Source organism: Streptomyces sp. NPDC005070, assembly GCF_053600395.1.
The window spans coordinates 41,791-60,229 of the sequence record NZ_JBSFZS010000045.1 but is presented as its reverse complement, the minus strand read 5'-3'; the positions used below and the strand labels follow the sequence as shown (position 1 = coordinate 60,229).

The window sequence follows — 18,439 nt, the reverse complement described above, 5'->3', positions numbered from 1 at the left end:
GGAAGCCGTAGCGAAAGCGAGTCCGAATAGGGCGATTCAGTAGCGCGCTCAAGACCCGAAGCGGAGTGATCTAGCCATGGGCAGGTTGAAGCGGCTGTAAGAGGTCGTGGAGGACCGAACCCACCAGGGTTGAAAACCTGGGGGATGACCTGTGGTTAGGGGTGAAAGGCCAATCAAACTCCGTGATAGCTGGTTCTCCCCGAAATGCATTTAGGTGCAGCGTCGTGTGTTTCTTGCCGGAGGTAGAGCACTGGATAGGCGATGGGCCCTACCGGGTTACTGACCTTAGCCAAACTCCGAATGCCGGTAAGTGAGAGCGCGGCAGTGAGACTGTGGGGGATAAGCTCCATGGTCGAGAGGGAAACAGCCCAGAGCATCGACTAAGGCCCCTAAGCGTACGCTAAGTGGGAAAGGATGTGGAGTCGCAGAGACAACCAGGAGGTTGGCTTAGAAGCAGCCACCCTTGAAAGAGTGCGTAATAGCTCACTGGTCTAGTGATTCCGCGCCGACAATGTAGCGGGGCTCAAGCGTACCGCCGAAGTCGTGTCATTGCAGCAATAGGGCCAACGCCCGCTGTGATGGGTAGGGGAGCGTCGTGTGCCGGGTGAAGCCGCGCCGGAAGGCAGTGGTGGACGGTTCACGAGTGAGAATGCAGGCATGAGTAGCGATACACACGTGAGAAACGTGTGCGCCGATTGACTAAGGGTTCCTGGGTCAAGCTGATCTGCCCAGGGTAAGTCGGGACCTAAGGCGAGGCCGACAGGCGTAGTCGATGGATAACCGGTTGATATTCCGGTACCCGCTGTGAAGCGTCAAACATCGAACCAGGCGATGCTAAGTCCGTGAAGCCGCCCCGGAGCCTTCGGGCAAAGGGGAGTGGTGGAGCCGACGGACCAGACCTGTAGTAGGTGAGTGATGGGGTGACGCAGGAAGGTAGTCCATCCCGGGCGGTGGTTGTCCCGGGGTAAGGGTGTAGGCCGTGTGATAGGCAAATCCGTCACACATCAAGGCTGAGACCCGATGCCGAGCCGATTGTGGTGAAGTGGATGATCCTATGCTGTCGAGAAAAGCCTCTAGCGAGTTTCATGGCGGCCCGTACCCTAAACCGACTCAGGTGGTCAGGTAGAGAATACCGAGGCGTTCGGGTGAACTATGGTTAAGGAACTCGGCAAAATGCCCCCGTAACTTCGGGAGAAGGGGGGCCATCACCGGTGATTGGATTTACTCCATGAGCTGGGGGTGGCCGCAGAGACCAGCGAGAAGCGACTGTTTACTAAAAACACAGGTCCGTGCGAAGCCGTAAGGCGATGTATACGGACTGACGCCTGCCCGGTGCTGGAACGTTAAGGGGACCGGTTAGTCACAATTCGTTGTGGCGAAGCTGAGAACTTAAGCGCCAGTAAACGGCGGTGGTAACTATAACCATCCTAAGGTAGCGAAATTCCTTGTCGGGTAAGTTCCGACCTGCACGAATGGCGTAACGACTTCTCGACTGTCTCAACCATAGGCCCGGTGAAATTGCACTACGAGTAAAGATGCTCGTTTCGCGCAGCAGGACGGAAAGACCCCGGGACCTTTACTACAGTTTGATATTGGTGTTCGGTTCGGCTTGTGTAGGATAGCTGGGAGACTTTGAAACTCGGACGCCAGTTCGGGTGGAGTCGTCGTTGAAATACCAGTCTGGTCGTGCTGGATGTCTAACCTGGGTCCGTGATCCGGATCAGGGACAGTGTCTGATGGGTAGTTTAACTGGGGCGGTTGCCTCCTAAAGAGTAACGGAGGCGCCCAAAGGTTCCCTCAGCCTGGTTGGCAATCAGGTGTTGAGTGTAAGTGCACAAGGGAGCTTGACTGTGAGACCGACGGGTCGAGCAGGGACGAAAGTCGGGACTAGTGATCCGGCGGTGGCTTGTGGAAGCGCCGTCGCTCAACGGATAAAAGGTACCCCGGGGATAACAGGCTGATCTTCCCCAAGAGTCCATATCGACGGGATGGTTTGGCACCTCGATGTCGGCTCGTCGCATCCTGGGGCTGGAGTCGGTCCCAAGGGTTGGGCTGTTCGCCCATTAAAGCGGTACGCGAGCTGGGTTTAGAACGTCGTGAGACAGTTCGGTCCCTATCCGCTGTGCGCGTAGGAATATTGAGAAGGGCTGTCCCTAGTACGAGAGGACCGGGACGGACGAACCTCTGGTGTGCCAGTTGTCCTGCCAAGGGCATGGCTGGTTGGCTACGTTCGGGAGGGATAACCGCTGAAAGCATCTAAGCGGGAAGCCTGCTTCGAGATGAGTATTCCCACCCCCTTGAGGGGTTAAGGCTCCCAGTAGACGACTGGGTTGATAGGCCAGATCTGGAAGCCCGGTAACGGGTGGAGGTGACTGGTACTAATAGGCCGAGGGCTTGTCCTCAGTTGCTCGCGTCCACTGTGTTGGTTCTGAAACCACGAACAACCGTCGTAGCTATGCCACGGCTCCGGTTGACAGTTTCATAGTGTTTCGGTGGTCATAGCGTGAGGGAAACGCCCGGTTACATTCCGAACCCGGAAGCTAAGCCTCACAGCGCCGATGGTACTGCAGGGGGGACCCTGTGGGAGAGTAGGACGCCGCCGAACAAATTTTAGAGCTCCGGCTCTCGGGATTTATCCCGAGAGCCGGAGCTTTTTTGTTTTCCGGCGGAGTTCCCGGAAGCGGAGTTCCCGGAAGACGTCCTCGCTTCTGCCTCCCCCTCTGCGCTGAGGCGCCAGGGCTGCGGGTAAGGTCAGGGGGCATCGTTGGCTCGTTTCCCACAGGAGGCCCCCGGGTGGAGGTCCAGGAGACCCGCGTTCAGACGGACCGGGTCCTCACCATCCCGAACATCCTCAGCATGGCGCGTCTCGCCGGCGTGCCCGTCTTCCTGTGGTTGATCCTCAGGCCGGAGTTCGGTGGCCCCAACAGCGACGGTTGGGCGCTGCTCGTCCTCATGCTGAGCGGTATCAGCGACTATCTGGACGGCAAGCTCGCCCGGCGCTGGAACCAGATCAGCAACCTCGGCCGGCTGCTGGATCCCGCGGCCGACCGGCTCTACATTCTGTCGACGCTCGTCGGACTCACCTGGCGCGAGATTCTTCCGATCTGGCTCACGGCTGCTCTTCTCGCCCGCGAGCTGGTTCTGCTGGTGATGGTGTGGATCCTCCGGCGCCACGGCTATCCGCCCCCGCAGGTGAACTTCCTCGGGAAGGCGGCCACCTTCAACCTGATGTACGCCTTCCCGTTGCTGCTGCTCAGTGACGCGAGCGGCTGGATCGCGACACTCGGCGCTATTTTCGGATGGGCGTTCGCCGGATGGGGTACAACCCTCTACTGGTGGGCAGGAGTCCTCTACGTGGTGCAGGTCCGCCGGTTGATCCGGGCAGACACCGTGACCGATTGAGCTCGGCCCGATTGGGCGGAAGTGGTGCCCCGATGGCCCCCGCCCGAAATCTGCGGGACAATCAGGACGGGTGAAGTCGGCTGTACCGTCGTCTCTTCAAGGAGGACGCTTCCGACATGAAGGCCGTCGTGATGGCCGGAGGCGAAGGCACACGCCTTCGCCCGATGACCTCGAGCATGCCCAAGCCGCTCCTGCCGGTGGTGAACCGCCCGATCATGGAGCATGTGCTCAGGCTGCTGAAAAGGCATGGGCTCAACGAAACAGTCGTCACTGTCCAGTTCCTGGCCTCCATGGTCAAGAACTACTTCGGTGACGGTGAAGAGCTCGGCATGGAGCTGACCTATGCCAACGAGGAGAAGCCACTCGGTACCGCAGGGAGCGTCAAGAATGCCGAGGAGGCGTTGAAGGACGACGCTTTCCTCGTCATCTCCGGTGATGCCCTCACCGACTTCGACCTCACCGAACTCATCAACTTCCACAAGGAGAAGGGCGCGCTCGTCACCGTCTGTCTGACGCGCGTCCCCAATCCGCTGGAATTCGGCATCACCATCGTGGACGAGGAAGGCAAGGTCGAACGCTTCCTGGAGAAGCCGACCTGGGGCCAGGTCTTCTCGGACACCGTGAACACGGGCATCTACGTCATGGAGCCCGAGGTCTTCGACTACGTCGAGGCGGATACCTCCGTCGACTGGTCCGGCGACGTCTTCCCCCAGCTCATGAAGGAAGGCAAGCCCGTCTACGGCTACATCGCCGAGGGCTACTGGGAGGACGTCGGTACACACGAGAGCTATGTGAAGGCCCAGGCGGACGTCCTGGAGGGCAAGGTCGACGTCGAACTCGACGGGTTCGAGATCTCCCCCGGCGTGTGGGTGGCCGAGGGTGCGGAGGTGCACCCCGACGCCGTGCTGCGCGGGCCGCTCTACATCGGCGACTACGCCAAGGTCGAGGCGAGTGCCGAGATCCGCGAACACACGGTCGTCGGCTCCAACGTCGTCGTCAAGAGCGGTGCCTTCCTGCACCGGGCCGTCGTGCACGACAACGTGTACATCGGGCAGCACAGCAATCTGCGCGGCTGTGTGGTCGGAAAGAACACCGACATCATGCGGGCCGCCCGCATCGAGGACGGCGCCGTGATCGGCGATGAGTGCCTCGTCGGTGAAGAATCGATCATTCAGGGCAACGTCCGCGTCTATCCGTTCAAGACCATCGAGGCCGGCGCCTTCGTCAACACCTCGGTGATCTGGGAGTCGCGCGGCCAGGCCCACCTCTTCGGCGCTCGTGGCGTCTCCGGGATCCTGAATGTCGAGATCACCCCGGAGCTGGCCGTGCGTCTGGCGGGTGCCTATGCGACGACCCTCAAGAAGGGCTCGACCGTCACCACGGCCCGCGACCACTCCCGAGGCGCTCGCGCGCTGAAGCGGGCGGTGATCTCGGCGTTGCAGGCCAGCGCCATGGACGTACGCGACCTGGAGAACGTACCGCTGCCCGTGGCGCGGCAGCAGACGGCCCGGGGCAGTGCCGGCGGAATCATGATCCGCACGACACCCGGAGTGCCCGACTCCGTCGACATCATGTTCTTCGACGGACAGGGTGCCGACCTCTCGCAGGGCGGCCAGCGGAAGCTGGACCGGGTGTTCGCGCGACAGGAGTACCGGCGTGCCTTCCCCGGCGAGATCGGGGATCTGCACTTCCCCGCGAGCGTCTTCGACTCGTACACGGGATCGCTGCTGCGCAACGTCGACACCACCGGGATCGCGGATTCCGGGATGAAGGTGGTCGTCGACGCCTCCAACGGAAGTGCCGGACTGGTGCTGCCCAGCCTGCTGGGCAAGCTCGGTGTGGACTCCCTGACCATCAATCCGGGCCTCGACGAGTCCAGGCCGACCGAGACGGCCGAGACACGGCGGGCCGGCCTGGTGCGGCTGGGCGAGATCGTCGCGTCCGCGCGGGCCGCGTTCGGAGTGCGCTTCGACCCGGTGGGCGAGCGGCTGTCCCTCGTCGACGAGAAGGGGCGGATCGTCGAGGACGACCGGGCCCTGCTCGTGATGCTCGACCTGGTGGCCGCGGAGCGGCGCAGCGGGCGGGTGGCGCTGCCGGTCACGACCACGCGGATCGCCGAGCAGGTGGCGGCGTACCACGGCACGCAGGTGGAGTGGACGACCACGTCACCGGACGACCTGACCCGGGTCGGCCGCGAGGAGTCGACGATCTTCGGCGGCGACGCGCGCGGCGGCTTCATCATTCCCGAGTTCAGCGGCGTCTTCGACGGCGCGGCGGCCTTCGTACGGCTCATCGGTCTGGTCGCGCGGACACAGCTCACGCTCAGCCAGATCGACGCCCGGATTCCGCGGGCGCACGTCCTCAAGCGGGATCTCGCGACGCCGTGGGCCGTGAAGGGTCTGGTCATGCGCCGGGTCGTTGAGGAGGCGGGAGACCGCTTCGTGGACACGACGGACGGCGTCCGTGTCGTGGAGACGGACGGGCGCTGGGTGATGGTGCTGCCGGACCCCGCCGAGGCCGTCACCCATCTGTGGGCGGAAGGACCGGACGACGCCTCCGCGGAGGCTCTGCTCGACGAGTGGGCGGCCGTCGTGGACAGCGCCGGCCGCTGAAACGTTCTCTTCACCCGTACGTGTCGGACAAGTGCCCCCAGGGGGCCTGTCCGGCACGTTGGTGGGGCCATTCGGAGGTAGCACCCACGACGTGCGACGATGTGCGGCATGCCGCAGCAGCCCCCCGTTCGGAGCAGCGCTCCGCGCCCCTCGCGCCCGGACGCCTCCATGTCGCTGCTCACCAACGTCATGGACCACAGCCTCGACGAGGGGTACGCCGAAGCGGCTGCCCGCAAGCGGGCCGAGGGCACAGGCGGCCTGCCGAAGACACTCAAGGCCAAGGCGGGTCTCGCCGCGGGTCTGGTGCTCGCCGCGCTCGTGGTCACCTTGGGAGCGGCGAACGCCCGGCTCGCGGCCCCTGTCGTGGCCAAGGAGCGCCAGGAGCTCATCGACCGCATCGAGCGCGAGACGACGGCCGCGGACAGGCTGGAGAACGGCGTCGACACCCTGCGCGCCGATGTCGGCGCCCGCCAGCGCGCGGCGCTGAAGAAGGACGGCGACGATCAGGCCGACCTGGTGAGCGTCCTGTCCGGTGCCACCGATGTGCACGGACCGGGCGTGAAACTCGTCGTCAACGACGCCAAGGAAGCCAGCACGGGCGGTGACGGCACCAATCCGCGGGAGACCTCGGGCTTCTCCGACACCGGACGGGTGCGGGACCGTGACATGCAGCGCGTGGTCAACGGTCTGTGGGAGTCGGGCGCCGAGGCCGTCTCCGTCAATGGACAGCGGCTGACCGCACTGTCGGCCATCAGGGCCGCGGGTGACGCGATACTGGTCGACAACAAGCCGCTGGTGCCGCCGTACACGGTGCTCGCGGTGGGGGACGGCCAAAGGCTCAGCACCAGGTTCCAGAACAGCGCCGACGGGCTGTATCTGCATGCCCTGCAGGAGAACTACGGCATCAGGACCGGCATCTCCGTCGAGGCGGACGTCCGGTTGTCCGCCGCACCGAGTGTGATCGTACGTACAGCAGAGCCGAGAACAGAGAAGGGCACACCGTGATCGCCGTACTGGGCCTCGTCGTGGGAGTCGTGGCTGGACTGTTGGTCCGGCCCGAGGTTCCGGCGGTCGTCGAGCCGTACCTTCCGATCGCCGTCGTGGCGGCGCTCGACGCCGTGTTCGGCGGTCTGCGCGCGATGCTGGACGGCATCTTCGACGACAAGGTCTTCGTGGTCTCGTTCCTGTCGAACGTGGTCGTCGCCGCGCTGATCGTTTTCCTGGGTGACAAGTTGGGTGTGGGTGCCCAGCTCTCCACGGGTGTCGTGGTCGTCCTCGGCATCCGGATCTTCTCCAATGCCGCGGCCATCCGCCGGCACGTGTTCCGGGCGTGAGGCCGATGAGCGACGAGAACGAAGCCGAGACCCCCGAGAACCCGCTGCGCAGGGAGCTGCCGGAAGAGGTCCCGGCGGCCGCGGAGGAGCCCGGGCCGCAGGTGGCCGAGGAGAGTGGCGTGCAGCCGCTGTCCGGCCGTCAGAGGCTGGTCAAGGGGCTGTGGCCGCCGCGGGTGTCGCGCGCCCAACTCATCGTCGCGGTGCTGCTGTTCGGTCTGGGATTCGGCCTGGCCGTCCAGGTGGCGTCCAACAGCGACGGCGACAGCGCGCTGCGCGGCGCGCGCCAGGAAGATCTCGTGCGCATTCTCGATGAACTCGACAGCCGGACTCAGCGTCTTGAGGACGAGAAGCAGGGTCTCGAGGATCAGCGCACCGAGCTGGAGAACAGCTCGGACCAGGCCGAGGAGGCCCGCAAGCAGACGGTCGAGAAGGAGAAGCAACTCGGCATTCTGGCGGGCACCGTGGCCGCGCAGGGGCCCGGCATCACGTTGACCATCGACGACCCGAAGGGGACGGTCAAGGCGGACATGCTGCTCGACGCCATCCAGGAACTCCGCGCCGCCGGTGCGGAGGCGATCCAGGTGAACGGCGTGCGCGTGGTCGCCGGTACCTATCTGTCCGACTCCGGGAGCGGAGTGAAGGTCGACGGGAACAAGATCACCCAGCCCTATCGTTTCAAGGTCATCGGCAAGCCGCAGGACCTTGAGCCGGCCCTGAACATCCCGGGAGGCGTGGTGCAGACACTGGAGAAGGAGCAGGCCACCGTCACGGTGGACCGCTCGACGAAGATCGTCGTAGATGCCTTGCGACCGGCGGAGCGGCCTGACTACGCTCGGTCGTCCTCCCGGTGAACGGCGGTCGGATGCCGGCCGTCGGGCGAGGGCGGGAGGTTGCGGGGGGTCGGCGCACCGAATGGGTGGTGCGTGGTGGAAACTGTCTGGTGGATACGGACGTTGTGAGGATGTCCGGGTCGACCGGTGTGTTCAATCAGGGTTCGTCCTGCCCCACGGGCGGGTCTGTTTCGGTCAAGGGGAATCGCCCGTGAAGTTGTTTGCGAAGTTGTTCGGCAAGAGCTCGCGAGAGGACAGCGGCGACAGCGCGGCTGCCCGCCATCGCGCACCGCGCCAAGGGGACGCGGAGTCCCAGAGCGGCGACCGCCCGCTGTTCCGGGACCAGGTCGGCGGTCCCGCTGGTCAGGGCGCGTCGTCTGTTGACCCTGGCCAGCCCGGCCGCATAGGTTTCGGAGAACCGTCAGCCTCGAGCGCGGGCGGAGGGTACGCCTCCGACCCGTATGCGTCCCATGCCCCTGGTGGGCAGCCGCGGCAGGAGGATCCGTCCATGTCGGCCCAGGTGTGTACGAGGTGCGGGAACCGCAACGCGGAGAACAGCCGGTTCTGTTCCAACTGCGGTGCGCCGCTGCGGGGCGGACCGGAGCGTCCGTCGGAGACGACGTCCACGATCTCCATCTCCGGCATCGAGGCCTACGACGCCGAGGTGACGGGCCAGACGCCCTCGCCGATGCTCTCCCCGGAGGCGCAGGCGGCCGTGGACGCGCTGCCGGTCGGTTCGGCGCTCCTGGTGGTGCGCCGTGGCCCCAACTCGGGCAGCCGCTTCCTGCTGGACGGTGAGCTGACCACGGCGGGGCGTCATCCGCAGAGCGACATCTTCCTCGACGACGTGACGGTGTCGCGCCGCCACGTGGAGTTCCGTCGCGTCGCGGACGGTTCGTTCACGGTCGCCGACGTCGGCAGCCTGAACGGCACGTACGTCAACCGGGAGCGGATCGACCAGGTCCCTCTGTCGAACGGTGACGAGGTGCAGATCGGCAAGTACCGGCTGGTCTTCTACGCGAGCCAGCGGGGCATCTGACCCTCCCCCGACTCCGTCCGGGGGCCACCGAGGGAATGTCCATGCTTCAAACACCGAGCGGCGGTGCCGGCAGCGGTACCGCCGCCGCGGACAGTGGGCTGATGAGCATCGGCGCGGTGCTGAGTCTGCTGCGCGACGAGTTCCCCGAAGTCACCATCTCCAAGATCAGGTTCCTGGAGTCGGAGGGGCTCGTCGAGCCACGGCGGACCCCGTCGGGGTATCGCAAGTTCAGCCCGGACGATGTCGAGCGCCTCGGCCATGTGCTGAGGATGCAGCGTGACCACTACCTCCCGCTGAAGGTGATCCGCGAGCATCTGGACGCGATGGCGCGCGGTGACCAGGTGCGTCTGCCCTCTGTCGGCCGCCAGCGTGACGCGGGGGAGCAGGAACCCCTCGGGGAGCTCTACGGCGAGCCCGAGGGCCCCACGGTGGCCCGGGTGGGCCGTGAGGAGCTGCTGGCCGCCGCCGAGATCGGTGAGCAGCAGCTCCAGGAGTGGGAGTCGTACGGACTGATCGGTCCGCTGCCCGACGGTGTCTACGACGCGGAGGCGGTGACCGTCGCCGCGCTCGTCGTCGAGCTGGGACGCTTCGGGATCGAGCCGCGCCATCTGAGGGCGATGAAGGCCGCGGCGGAGCGTGACGCGGGACTGGTGGACCAGGTGGTCGCCCCTCTGCGGCGCCACCGCAATCCGCAGACCCGGGCGCACGCGGAGGCCCGTACGAAGGAACTGGCGGGCCTCACGGTGAAGCTGCACGCTGCGCTCGTGCAGACCGCGCTGGGCGTGCGTCTGCGCTGATACGCGCCACCGGCGCGGACTGTGGATCGTCCACCCGTTCTGTGCCCGACTACCCAAACGTCCCGGGCACGGCCTAGGGTTGCTGTGTGAACGAGCTCGATGTCGTAGGTGTCCGGGTCGAAATGCCCTCCAACCAACCGATCGTGCTTCTGCGTGAAGTGGGAGGCGACCGCTACCTCCCCATCTGGATCGGACCGGGGGAGGCGACGGCGATCGCCTTCGCTCAGCAGGGCATGGCCCCCGCCCGACCGCTGACCCACGACCTGTTCAAGGACGTGCTGGAGGCCGTCGGCCAGGAACTCACCGAAGTACGCATCACCGACCTGCGTGAGGGCGTCTTCTACGCCGAGCTCGTCTTCGCCAGCGGGGTCGAGGTGAGTGCCAGACCGTCCGACGCCATAGCGCTGGCGTTGCGCACCGGAACGCCCATCTACGGCAGCGACGGGGTGCTCGACGACGCGGGAATCGCGATCCCGGACGAGCAGGAGGACGAGGTGGAGAAGTTCCGCGAGTTCCTCGACCAGATCTCGCCCGAGGACTTCGGCACCAACAGTCAGTGAGCCGGCCGGGCGGAGACGCGCTTCGGGCGGCATTTGCCTGCGGCGAGTGTGGTGTGCCGCGGCCCGCGCCGAGAGCATTCGGCTAGCCTTTCCCCGCGGTAGGGCACGGGAAACCACTCTTAGGGTGATAATCACCCGGCGTGCCGAGTGTGGCGATCGTTGACGCGCCCCGGGTGACTGCCTACCGTCGAGAAGGCAGGTCAAGGACGGAGGTCGGCGTGAGAAGCAGCGGCGACGGTACGGCTGGGGGTGCTCCCGGACACGGTCCGGGAGAGAGCGGCCCGTACCCTCCCCCAAGCTCTCGGCTCGGCTCGAGCAGGGGGCGCCCCCATCACGGCAGCGCGGCCGAACATGTTCCGGTGCGGTCGGCAGCAGTGCCCGACGAGGGAGGGACGGTTCCCGAGGAGGTCGGTTACCGCGGGCCCACGGCGTGTGCCGCCGCGGGCATCACCTACCGGCAGCTCGACTACTGGGCGCGGACCGGACTGGTCGAGCCCAGCGTGCGTCCCGCCTACGGGTCGGGGACGCAGCGCCTCTACAGCTTCCGGGACGTGGTGGTCCTGAAGATCGTCAAGCGGTTCCTCGACACCGGGGTGTCGCTGCAGAACATCCGCACCACGGTCCAGCACCTCAGGGAGCGCGGCTTCCAGGACCTGGAGCGCATGACGCTCATGAGCGACGGCGCGACGGTCTACGAGTGCACCTCCCCGGACGAGGTCCACGCACTGCTGCAGGGCGGCCAGGGCGTCTTCGGCATCGCCGTGGGCGTGGTGTGGCGGGACGTCGAGGGCGCCCTGTCCCAGTTGCACGGAGAGCGCGTGGACACCGGTGAGACGCTCCTCGCGCACCATCCCGCGGACGAACTGGCGCGCCGGCGCAACCGTGCGGTGTGAGCCGCATCCGATGACGCGATGCCCCGGTGGCCCGGGGCATTGTCAGTGGCGTAGGGCAGCATCGGAGATGTGAGAACCGCGCCCACGATCCTGCATCTCGACATGGACGCCTTCTTCGCCTCCGCGGAGCAGGCGTCCAAGCCGAGCCTGCGCGGGAAGGCGGTCGTCGTGGGCGGGCTCGGACCCCGTGGAGTCGTCGCCACCGCGTCCTACGAGGCACGCGTTTTCGGGGTGAACTCCGCGATGCCCATGGCCCAGGCCCGCAGGCGCGCACCGAACGCCGCCTATCTCGTGCCGCGCTTCGGGTTGTACCGAGAGGTCAGCGAGCAGGTGATGGCGCTACTGCGGGCCCTGTCGCCGCTGGTGGAGCCGCTGAGCCTGGACGAGGCGTTCGTGGACCTGGAGGCGGGCGGGGCGGCGTGGGACGAGGCGTCGGCGCGGCTGACCGGCGTCAAGCTGCGTGCGGACATCCGGGCCGTCACGGGGCTCACGGGATCGGTGGGTCTGGCGGCCTCCAAGATGGTGGCGAAGATCGCCTCGGAGCAGGCCAAGCCCGACGGTCTCGTCCTCATCGAGCCGGGCACCGAGCGGGCGCTGCTGGGGCCGATGTCGGTGCGGACGCTGCCGGGTGTGGGGCCGGCCACCGGCGACCATCTGCGCAGGGCCGGCATCACCAGCGTCGAGGAGCTCGCCGAGGCGGGCGAGGACGAGCTCGTACGACTCCTGGGGAAGGCTCACGGGCACGCGCTGTTCGCGATGGCGCTGGCCCACGACGAGCGGCCCGTGGTGGCCGAGCGGGAGACCAAGTCGGTGTCGGTCGAGGACACGTACGACGTGGACATCCACGACCGGGTCCGGGTGGAGCTCGAGGTGCAGCGACTCGCGGACCGGTGCGTGCGGCGGCTGCGCGGGGCCGGACTGTCGGGGCGGACCATCGTGCTGAAGGTCCGCCGGTACGACTTCTCGACGCTGACGCGGTCCGAGACGCTGCGGGGGCCCACGGACGACCCCGGCGTCGTCCGGGAGGCCGCCGCCCGGCTGCTGGAGGGCGTGGACACGACCGGCGGCGTCCGGCTGCTGGGGGTCGGTGTGTCCGGGCTCGCCGACTACACGCAGGAGGACCTGTTCGCGCAGGCACAGGCCGCGGCCGTGGGGGAGCCGGTGGCCGAGAAGCATGCCGGGGACGAGCCGGCCGAGGTGACCGGCGCGGCCGAGGTGGCGGCGGCCGAGCGGAGGTGGCCCTCCGGGCACGACGTGTGTCATGCCGAGTACGGGCATGGCTGGGTGCAGGGGAGCGGGCTGGGGCGGGTCACGGTGCGGTTCGAGACGCCGTACTCCGAGCCCGGCCGGGTGCGGACCTTCCGGACGGACGATCCGCGGCTCGAACCGGCCGACCCGCTGCCGCTGGTGGAGCGAGGACCCGAGGACGCCGGCGGGACGCCGGCGGGCCCCGGGCCGTCGGTGTCAGCGGCCGGGACGCGTGGTCCCGGCCCGGGGGCTCAGGTGTCCTCGGAGCCCGCGAGTCGGCCGAAGTCCCGGTCCGGTGGGGGCGGGGACGCCACGTCGAGGCCGTAGTGGTGGTAGAGCTGGAGCTCCTGTTCGGGGGAGAGATGGCGCCCGACGCCGAAGTCGGGGGCGTCCTTGATCAGGGCCCGGTCGAAGGGGATACGCAGGGTCCCCTCGATGATCTCGCTGGGCTCCAGGGGCACGAAGGCATCCCTGCTGAACAGCCCGGTGCGTATGGCCGCCCACTCCGGGACGCCGGTCGCGTCGTCGAGGTACACCTCGTCGATCGTGCCGATCTTGGTGCCGTTGCTGTCGAACGCCTTGCGGCCGATCAGGTTGCGCGGATCGATGTCGGTCTGCACGGTCCCTCCAGTGGTCGCAAACTCATCCGTAAGTACTACAAAAGAGCACATTTGTGAAGGCGGCCACTCGAGGGCTGTCGGCTTGTCCTCGCTGGTAGGCTGGCAAGCGGCTGCTGATCCCGTGCGGGAGAGTCCTCCGGATTTTCACCGGAGGCGCCGAAGGAGCAACTCCTCCCCGGAATCTCTCAGGCTCACGTACCGCACGGACGAGGTCACTCTGGAAAGCAGGGCGGGTGTCGATGGCCTCCGCTCTCACCGACGGTGAAAGCCGGGTTGTCCGCGGGACCATCCGGTGAAACTCTCAGGTTGAGATGACAGAGGGGGAGGCCGTCGGGGTACCCGTGCCGGGGTGCCCCTCGAAGGTCGCGTCAGACCAGGAGGCCTCCGCCATGACCGCCCCTCGCATTCCGCTCTCCGAGCTCGAACAGGGCATTCCCTTCGAGCAGCGCCACATCGGACCCGACTCCGAAGCACGGGCCAAGATGCTCGCGCAGGTCGGATACGGCTCGCTCGACGAGCTGACGGCCGCCGCGGTGCCGGACGTGATCAAGAACGTCGAGGCCCTGAACCTGCCGGCCGCGCGCACCGAGGCCGAGGTACTGGCCGAGCTTCGCTCCCTCGCGGACCGCAACCAGGTGCTCGGCTCCATGATCGGCCTCGGTTACTACGGTACGTTCACGCCGCCGGTGATCCTGCGCAACGTCATGGAGAACCCGGCCTGGTACACCGCGTACACGCCGTACCAGCCGGAGATCTCGCAGGGCCGTCTCGAGGCGCTGCTGAACTTCCAGACCGTCGTCGCCGAGCTGTCCGGGCTGCCGACCTCCGGCGCCTCCCTCCTCGACGAGGGCACCGCCGCCGCCGAGGCCATGGCGCTGTCCCGCCGCATGGGCAAGAACAAGAAGGGCCTCTTCCTGGTCGACGCGGACGCCCTGCCGCAGACCGTCGCCGTCATAGAGACCCGTGCGGAGCCGACCGGCGTCGAGATCGTCGTCGCCGACCTCGCCGACGGCATCCCGGCCGACCTCGCCGGGCGTGAGATCAACGGCGTGCTGATCCAGTACCCCGGCGCCTCCGGTGCCGTACGCGACATCAAGCCGCTCGTCGAGCAGGCACACGAGCTGGGCGCGGTTGTCACCGTCGCCGCCGACCTGCTCGCCCTGACCCTGCTGACCTCGCCCGGCGAGCTCGGCGCGGACATCGCCGTCGGTACGACGCAGCGCTTCGGCGTGCCGATGGGCTTCGGCGGTCCGCACGCCGGCTACATGGCGGTCCGCGAGAACTTCGCGCGCAGCCTTCCCGGCCGCCTGGTCGGCGTGTCCGTGGACGCCGACGGGCACAAGGCGTACCGCCTCGCCCTGCAGACGCGTGAGCAGCACATCCGCCGGGAGAAGGCGACCAGCAACATCTGCACCGCTCAGGTGCTGCTCGCCGTGATGGCCGGCATGTACGCCGTCTACCACGGCCCCGAGGGCATGCGGACCATCGCACGGCGTACCCACCGCTACGCCACGGTGCTGGCCGCCGGGCTCACCGCCGGCGGCGTCGAGGTCGTCCACGGCGCCTACTTCGACACGCTCACCGTGCGGGTCCCGGGCCGTGCCGCCGCGATCGTGGCCGCCGCCCGCGTCAACGGCGTCAACCTCCACCCCGTCGACGCCGACCAGGTGTCGATCTCGTGCGACGAGACGACCACCCGCGAGCAGCTCGCCGCCGTGTGGAGCGCGTTCGGTGTCGAGGGCGACATCGAGGCGCTGGACGCGAGCACCGAGGACACCCTGCCGGCCGCGCTGCTGCGCACCGACGCGTACCTCACGCACCCCGTGTTCCACGACCACCGCTCCGAGACGGCGATGCTGCGCTACCTGCGCAAGCTCTCCGACCGCGACTACGCGCTCGACCGCGGCATGATCCCGCTGGGCTCCTGCACCATGAAGCTCAACGCGACCACCGAGATGGAGTCGGTCACCTGGCCCGAGTTCGGGCAGCTCCACCCCTTCGTGCCCGCCGAGCAGGCACAGGGCTACCTGACGCTGATCCACGAGCTGGAGGACCAGCTCGCCGAGGTCACCGGCTACGACAAGGTGTCGCTCCAGCCCAACGCCGGTTCGCAGGGCGAGCTGGCCGGTCTGCTGGCCGTCCGCGGCTACCACCGCGCCAACGGCGACGACCAGCGCACCATCTGCCTCATCCCGTCCTCCGCGCACGGCACCAACGCCGCCAGCGCCGTGATGGCCGGTATGAAGGTCGTCGTCGTGAAGACCGCGGACGACGGCGAGATCGACGTCCAGGACCTGCGCGCCAAGATCGAGCAGTACCGCGACGAGCTGTCGGTGCTGATGATCACGTACCCCTCGACGCACGGTGTCTTCGAGGAGCACGTCGCCGACATCTGTGCCCAGGTGCACGAGGCCGGCGGCCAGGTCTACGTCGACGGCGCCAACCTGAACGCCCTGGTGGGTCTCGCCAAGCCGGGTCACTTCGGCGGCGACGTCTCGCACCTGAACCTGCACAAGACCTTCTGCATCCCGCACGGCGGCGGCGGCCCCGGCGTCGGCCCGGTCGGTGTGCGCGCACACCTGGCGCCGTACCTCCCGAACCACCCGCTCCAGCCCGAGGCGGGTCCCGAGACCGGCGTCGGCCCGATCTCGGCCGCTCCCTGGGGTTCCGCGGGCATCCTGCCCATCTCGTGGTCGTACGTCCGGCTGATGGGCGGCGAGGGCCTCAAGCGCGCCACGCAGGTGGCCGTGCTCTCCGCCAACTACATCGCCAAGCGCCTGGAGCCGCACTACCCGGTGCTGTACACCGGCCCCGGCGGTCTGGTCGCGCACGAGTGCATCATCGACCTGCGTCCGCTCACCAAGGCGACCGGCGTCAGTGTCGACGACATCGCCAAGCGTCTGATCGACTACGGCTTCCACGCGCCGACGATGTCGTTCCCGGTGGCCGGCACGCTGATGATCGAGCCGACCGAGTCCGAGGATCTGGGCGAGGTCGACCGGTTCTGCGACGCGATGATCGCGATCCGCGCGGAGATCGAGAAGGTCGGCAGCGGCGAGTGGTCCGTGGACGACAACCCGCTGCGCGGGGCGCCGCACACGGCCGCCGCGCTCGGCGGCGACTGGGAGCACCCGTACAGCCGCGAGGTGGCCGTCTTCCCGGCCGGTGTCTCGGCCGCCGACAAGTACTGGCCGCCGGTGCGCCGCATCGACCAGGCGTACGGCGACCGGAACCTCGTCTGCTCCTGCCCGCCGCTGGACGCCTACGAGGACTGATCAGCGCTCGGCACGTGGACGGCTACGAGGAGTGATCGTCCTCGGACATGCGTCGGGGCCGGTTCGGAGAGTGCGTCTCCGGGCCGGCCCCTCGTGTGTCTGGGCGGCCTGTCACGGCCGCCCGGGGTCGTGCGGCTCAGGCGGCCGTCATCACCTGCGCGCCGCCCAGCGGGCGGTGCGGGGCGATGATCTGACCGTCCGGCAGGAGCTCACCGGTGTCCTCGAAGAGCAGAACGCCGTTGCACAGCAGGCTCCATCCCTGCTCCGGGTGATGCGCCACAAGGCGGGCGGACTCCCGGTCGGCTGATTCGGCTGCGGGACACAGTGGCTGGTGCTGGCACATGGATGGGATCTTTCGCTGGGTCGAGATGTGAGTGATGGCTGTGGTGTCAGTCTTGCGGCTCGAGGTACTCATCGCCGCCCCCCGTTTGATGTGTGGTCTGGAACCCAGTGTTGCCCCACGGGCGCCAATCCGCAGGGATTTGAGGGCACCGCTTCTCACAGGTTGATGACGCATCACCCGTGCGGAGGGTTCACCCCAACTGCGCTGTCCTTTCGGGTGGTTCGAGGTAGCCGGATCGGGCTAGTCCGGTTGGGCGTGGAGCGCGTTTCTCCTCGTACGAGCGGTCTTCAGCGCTAACGAGCGAGCCGCTCTCCGGGTTCGTGACAGCGCCGTGCCCCGCGGCAGGTTTACCCGTGTGGGGCACGGCTGCGGGGCACGGGAGCGTGGATCGGGGGTTCAGGCGGGCGAGCTGAGCAGCGGTGCCGGGGTGACCCGGTGGGTGAGGACCGGCAGCAGTTCGGCGACGAGGTGCGGCCGGTGCGCGGCGATGCCGGGCGGGGCGGGTGCGAGCGGGACCAGGAGGTCGGTGGCGGCCGGATGGCCGGTGGCACCGTCCGCGGCGCAGTCGCCGTGCAGCCAGAGCGTCAGCATGTACAGCTCCGGCACGGACAGCAGCCGTGCCTGGTAGGGCTGTTGCATGGTCTCGGCCTGTCGCAGGGCGCGCTCGGTCGCGGTGATGTACGGGCCCTCGAAGAAGCGGGAGAAGGCCCAGCCGTCCGGGGTCAGCATGGTGTCGGCGGCGGCCACCGCGCGGTCGCCGCAACGGATCAGGAAACGCCACCCGGCGAGCCGGGTGGCGGAGGCGCCCTCGGGAGTGATGCGGTCCAGGACGTGGACGGGCAGCGGGAGTTCGGGGGTGACGGGTCCCTGTGCCAGGCGCAGGGACGGGGTACGGGCTTCGCGGACAGCGGTGGGGGAACCGAGTGCCGTGAGTACGGTGCGCAGGGCGGGCGCGGGAGCCGGGGGTACGTGCAGCGGCATGGTGGGTCGCCTCTCATTCGACAGGCACAGTGGCGCGAGGGCGGGGGCGGACGGCGCTGTCAGCTCTCGGGTCAGAGGGGCGAGGGGTCTGGATCTGCCGACAGGGTGTCGCCTGCCGTCGTCACCGTGACGACAGGACCTAGGACCGTGAGCGCCAACTCTCTGCCTCGGTAGCGGAGTTTATACGACGCGTGTTCAGCCGGTGTTTCGTCTAGTCGCCCCGAATTCGAAGAGCAAGTCGATATCCGGTCGGCGAAATGCGGGATTCATCCCGGTTCTGCGCGATCGAATCGCAGTGACCTCGGAATGCTTCGCCCGAGCGGTCGGCCGATTCTCGTCGGTGTTTTTCACGAGATCGTTCCGGCCGGTAAACTTGCTGAATGCTCCATGCCCGGTGAATGTGCCCGGGGCCGATGTCCAGACTAGCGGTCGAAGAGCCCGCGCGGGACGTTATGGATCGTGTTGCCTGGGCATCATCCCCCGTGACCCGGGACGCCAGGGCCGG

At 67.5% G+C, this 18,439-nt stretch carries 14 protein-coding genes, 2 rRNA genes and 1 riboswitch; of the genes, 13 read left to right on the top strand and 3 right to left on the bottom strand.

The window, feature by feature from the left end:
* The 12 genes from ACWEBX_RS17735 to ACWEBX_RS17680 all read left to right on the top strand — a co-directional run.
* Nucleotides 1-2,402, top strand: a 23S ribosomal RNA gene (locus ACWEBX_RS17735); the annotation flags it as partial.
* A gap of 86 nt (nucleotides 2,403-2,488) precedes the next feature.
* Nucleotides 2,489-2,605, top strand: a 5S ribosomal RNA gene (gene rrf, locus ACWEBX_RS17730).
* Nucleotides 2,606-2,793: 188 nt separating this feature from the next.
* Nucleotides 2,794-3,402 carry a CDP-alcohol phosphatidyltransferase family protein gene (locus tag ACWEBX_RS17725; protein ID WP_451885761.1) on the top strand — a complete coding sequence of 203 codons (609 nt, stop codon included), beginning with the start codon at nucleotides 2,794-2,796 and terminating at the stop codon, nucleotides 3,400-3,402.
* 116 nt (nucleotides 3,403-3,518) lie between these two features.
* On the top strand, nucleotides 3,519-6,014 hold the full coding sequence (locus ACWEBX_RS17720; protein ID WP_451885760.1) for a sugar phosphate nucleotidyltransferase: 2,496 nt from the start codon (nucleotides 3,519-3,521) through the stop codon (nucleotides 6,012-6,014).
* Between the two features lie 99 nt (nucleotides 6,015-6,113).
* Nucleotides 6,114-7,019, top strand: coding sequence for a DUF881 domain-containing protein (locus tag ACWEBX_RS17715; protein ID WP_451885759.1), 906 nt, complete (start codon nucleotides 6,114-6,116; stop codon nucleotides 7,017-7,019).
* On the top strand, nucleotides 7,016-7,348 hold the full coding sequence (locus ACWEBX_RS17710; protein ID WP_003988855.1) for a small basic family protein: 333 nt from the start codon (nucleotides 7,016-7,018) through the stop codon (nucleotides 7,346-7,348). Before ACWEBX_RS17715 ends, ACWEBX_RS17710 begins: the two co-directional genes overlap by 4 nt.
* A 5-nt stretch (nucleotides 7,349-7,353) precedes the next feature.
* On the top strand, nucleotides 7,354-8,199 hold the full coding sequence (locus ACWEBX_RS17705) for a DUF881 domain-containing protein (RefSeq protein ID WP_451885758.1): 846 nt from the start codon (nucleotides 7,354-7,356) through the stop codon (nucleotides 8,197-8,199).
* Between the two features lie 61 nt (nucleotides 8,200-8,260).
* Entirely contained in the window at nucleotides 8,261-9,217 is a 957-nt protein-coding gene (locus ACWEBX_RS17700) for an FHA domain-containing protein (RefSeq protein WP_451885757.1), read from the top strand.
* 41 nt (nucleotides 9,218-9,258) lie between these two features.
* The gene (ftsR, locus tag ACWEBX_RS17695) at nucleotides 9,259-10,014 is read left to right on the top strand and encodes a transcriptional regulator FtsR (protein ID WP_451885756.1); all 756 of its coding nucleotides are present in this window, start codon (nucleotides 9,259-9,261) and stop codon (nucleotides 10,012-10,014) included.
* An 86-nt stretch (nucleotides 10,015-10,100) separates the two neighbouring features.
* Nucleotides 10,101-10,574 (top strand): bifunctional nuclease family protein, encoded by a 474-nt coding sequence (locus tag ACWEBX_RS17690; protein ID WP_006123076.1) that lies wholly within the window; start codon nucleotides 10,101-10,103, stop codon nucleotides 10,572-10,574.
* 218 nt (nucleotides 10,575-10,792) lie between these two features.
* Complete coding sequence (locus ACWEBX_RS17685; protein WP_451885755.1) at nucleotides 10,793-11,467, top strand: MerR family transcriptional regulator; 675 nt, start codon at nucleotides 10,793-10,795, stop codon at nucleotides 11,465-11,467.
* 69 nt (nucleotides 11,468-11,536) lie between these two features.
* Complete coding sequence (locus ACWEBX_RS17680; RefSeq protein ID WP_451885754.1) at nucleotides 11,537-13,042, top strand: DNA polymerase IV; 1,506 nt, start codon at nucleotides 11,537-11,539, stop codon at nucleotides 13,040-13,042.
* On the opposite strand, the gene ACWEBX_RS17675 is transcribed toward ACWEBX_RS17680, so the two are convergent.
* Nucleotides 12,967-13,335 (bottom strand): PRC-barrel domain-containing protein, encoded by a 369-nt coding sequence (locus tag ACWEBX_RS17675; RefSeq protein WP_326789027.1) that lies wholly within the window; start codon nucleotides 13,333-13,335, stop codon nucleotides 12,967-12,969. The two genes, ACWEBX_RS17680 and ACWEBX_RS17675, sit on opposite strands and share 76 nt — an antisense overlap.
* A 114-nt stretch (nucleotides 13,336-13,449) precedes the next feature.
* A riboswitch (glycine riboswitch) is annotated at nucleotides 13,450-13,546 on the top strand.
* 178 nt (nucleotides 13,547-13,724) lie between these two features.
* Between ACWEBX_RS17675 and gcvP the strand changes: the two genes are divergently transcribed.
* Nucleotides 13,725-16,610, top strand: a complete 2,886-nt coding sequence (gene gcvP / locus ACWEBX_RS17670) for an aminomethyl-transferring glycine dehydrogenase (RefSeq protein WP_451885753.1) — start codon at nucleotides 13,725-13,727, stop codon at nucleotides 16,608-16,610.
* Nucleotides 16,611-16,746: 136 nt separating this feature from the next.
* Here gcvP and ACWEBX_RS17665 read toward each other — a convergent pair whose 3' ends face one another.
* Both ACWEBX_RS17665 and ACWEBX_RS17660 read right to left on the bottom strand, forming a co-directional pair.
* Nucleotides 16,747-16,953 (bottom strand): DUF5999 family protein, encoded by a 207-nt coding sequence (locus ACWEBX_RS17665; protein WP_355769682.1) that lies wholly within the window; start codon nucleotides 16,951-16,953, stop codon nucleotides 16,747-16,749.
* Between the two features lie 396 nt (nucleotides 16,954-17,349).
* Entirely contained in the window at nucleotides 17,350-17,934 is a 585-nt protein-coding gene (locus ACWEBX_RS17660; protein ID WP_389837486.1) for a hypothetical protein, read from the bottom strand.
* Nucleotides 17,935-18,439 lie beyond the last annotated feature (505 nt).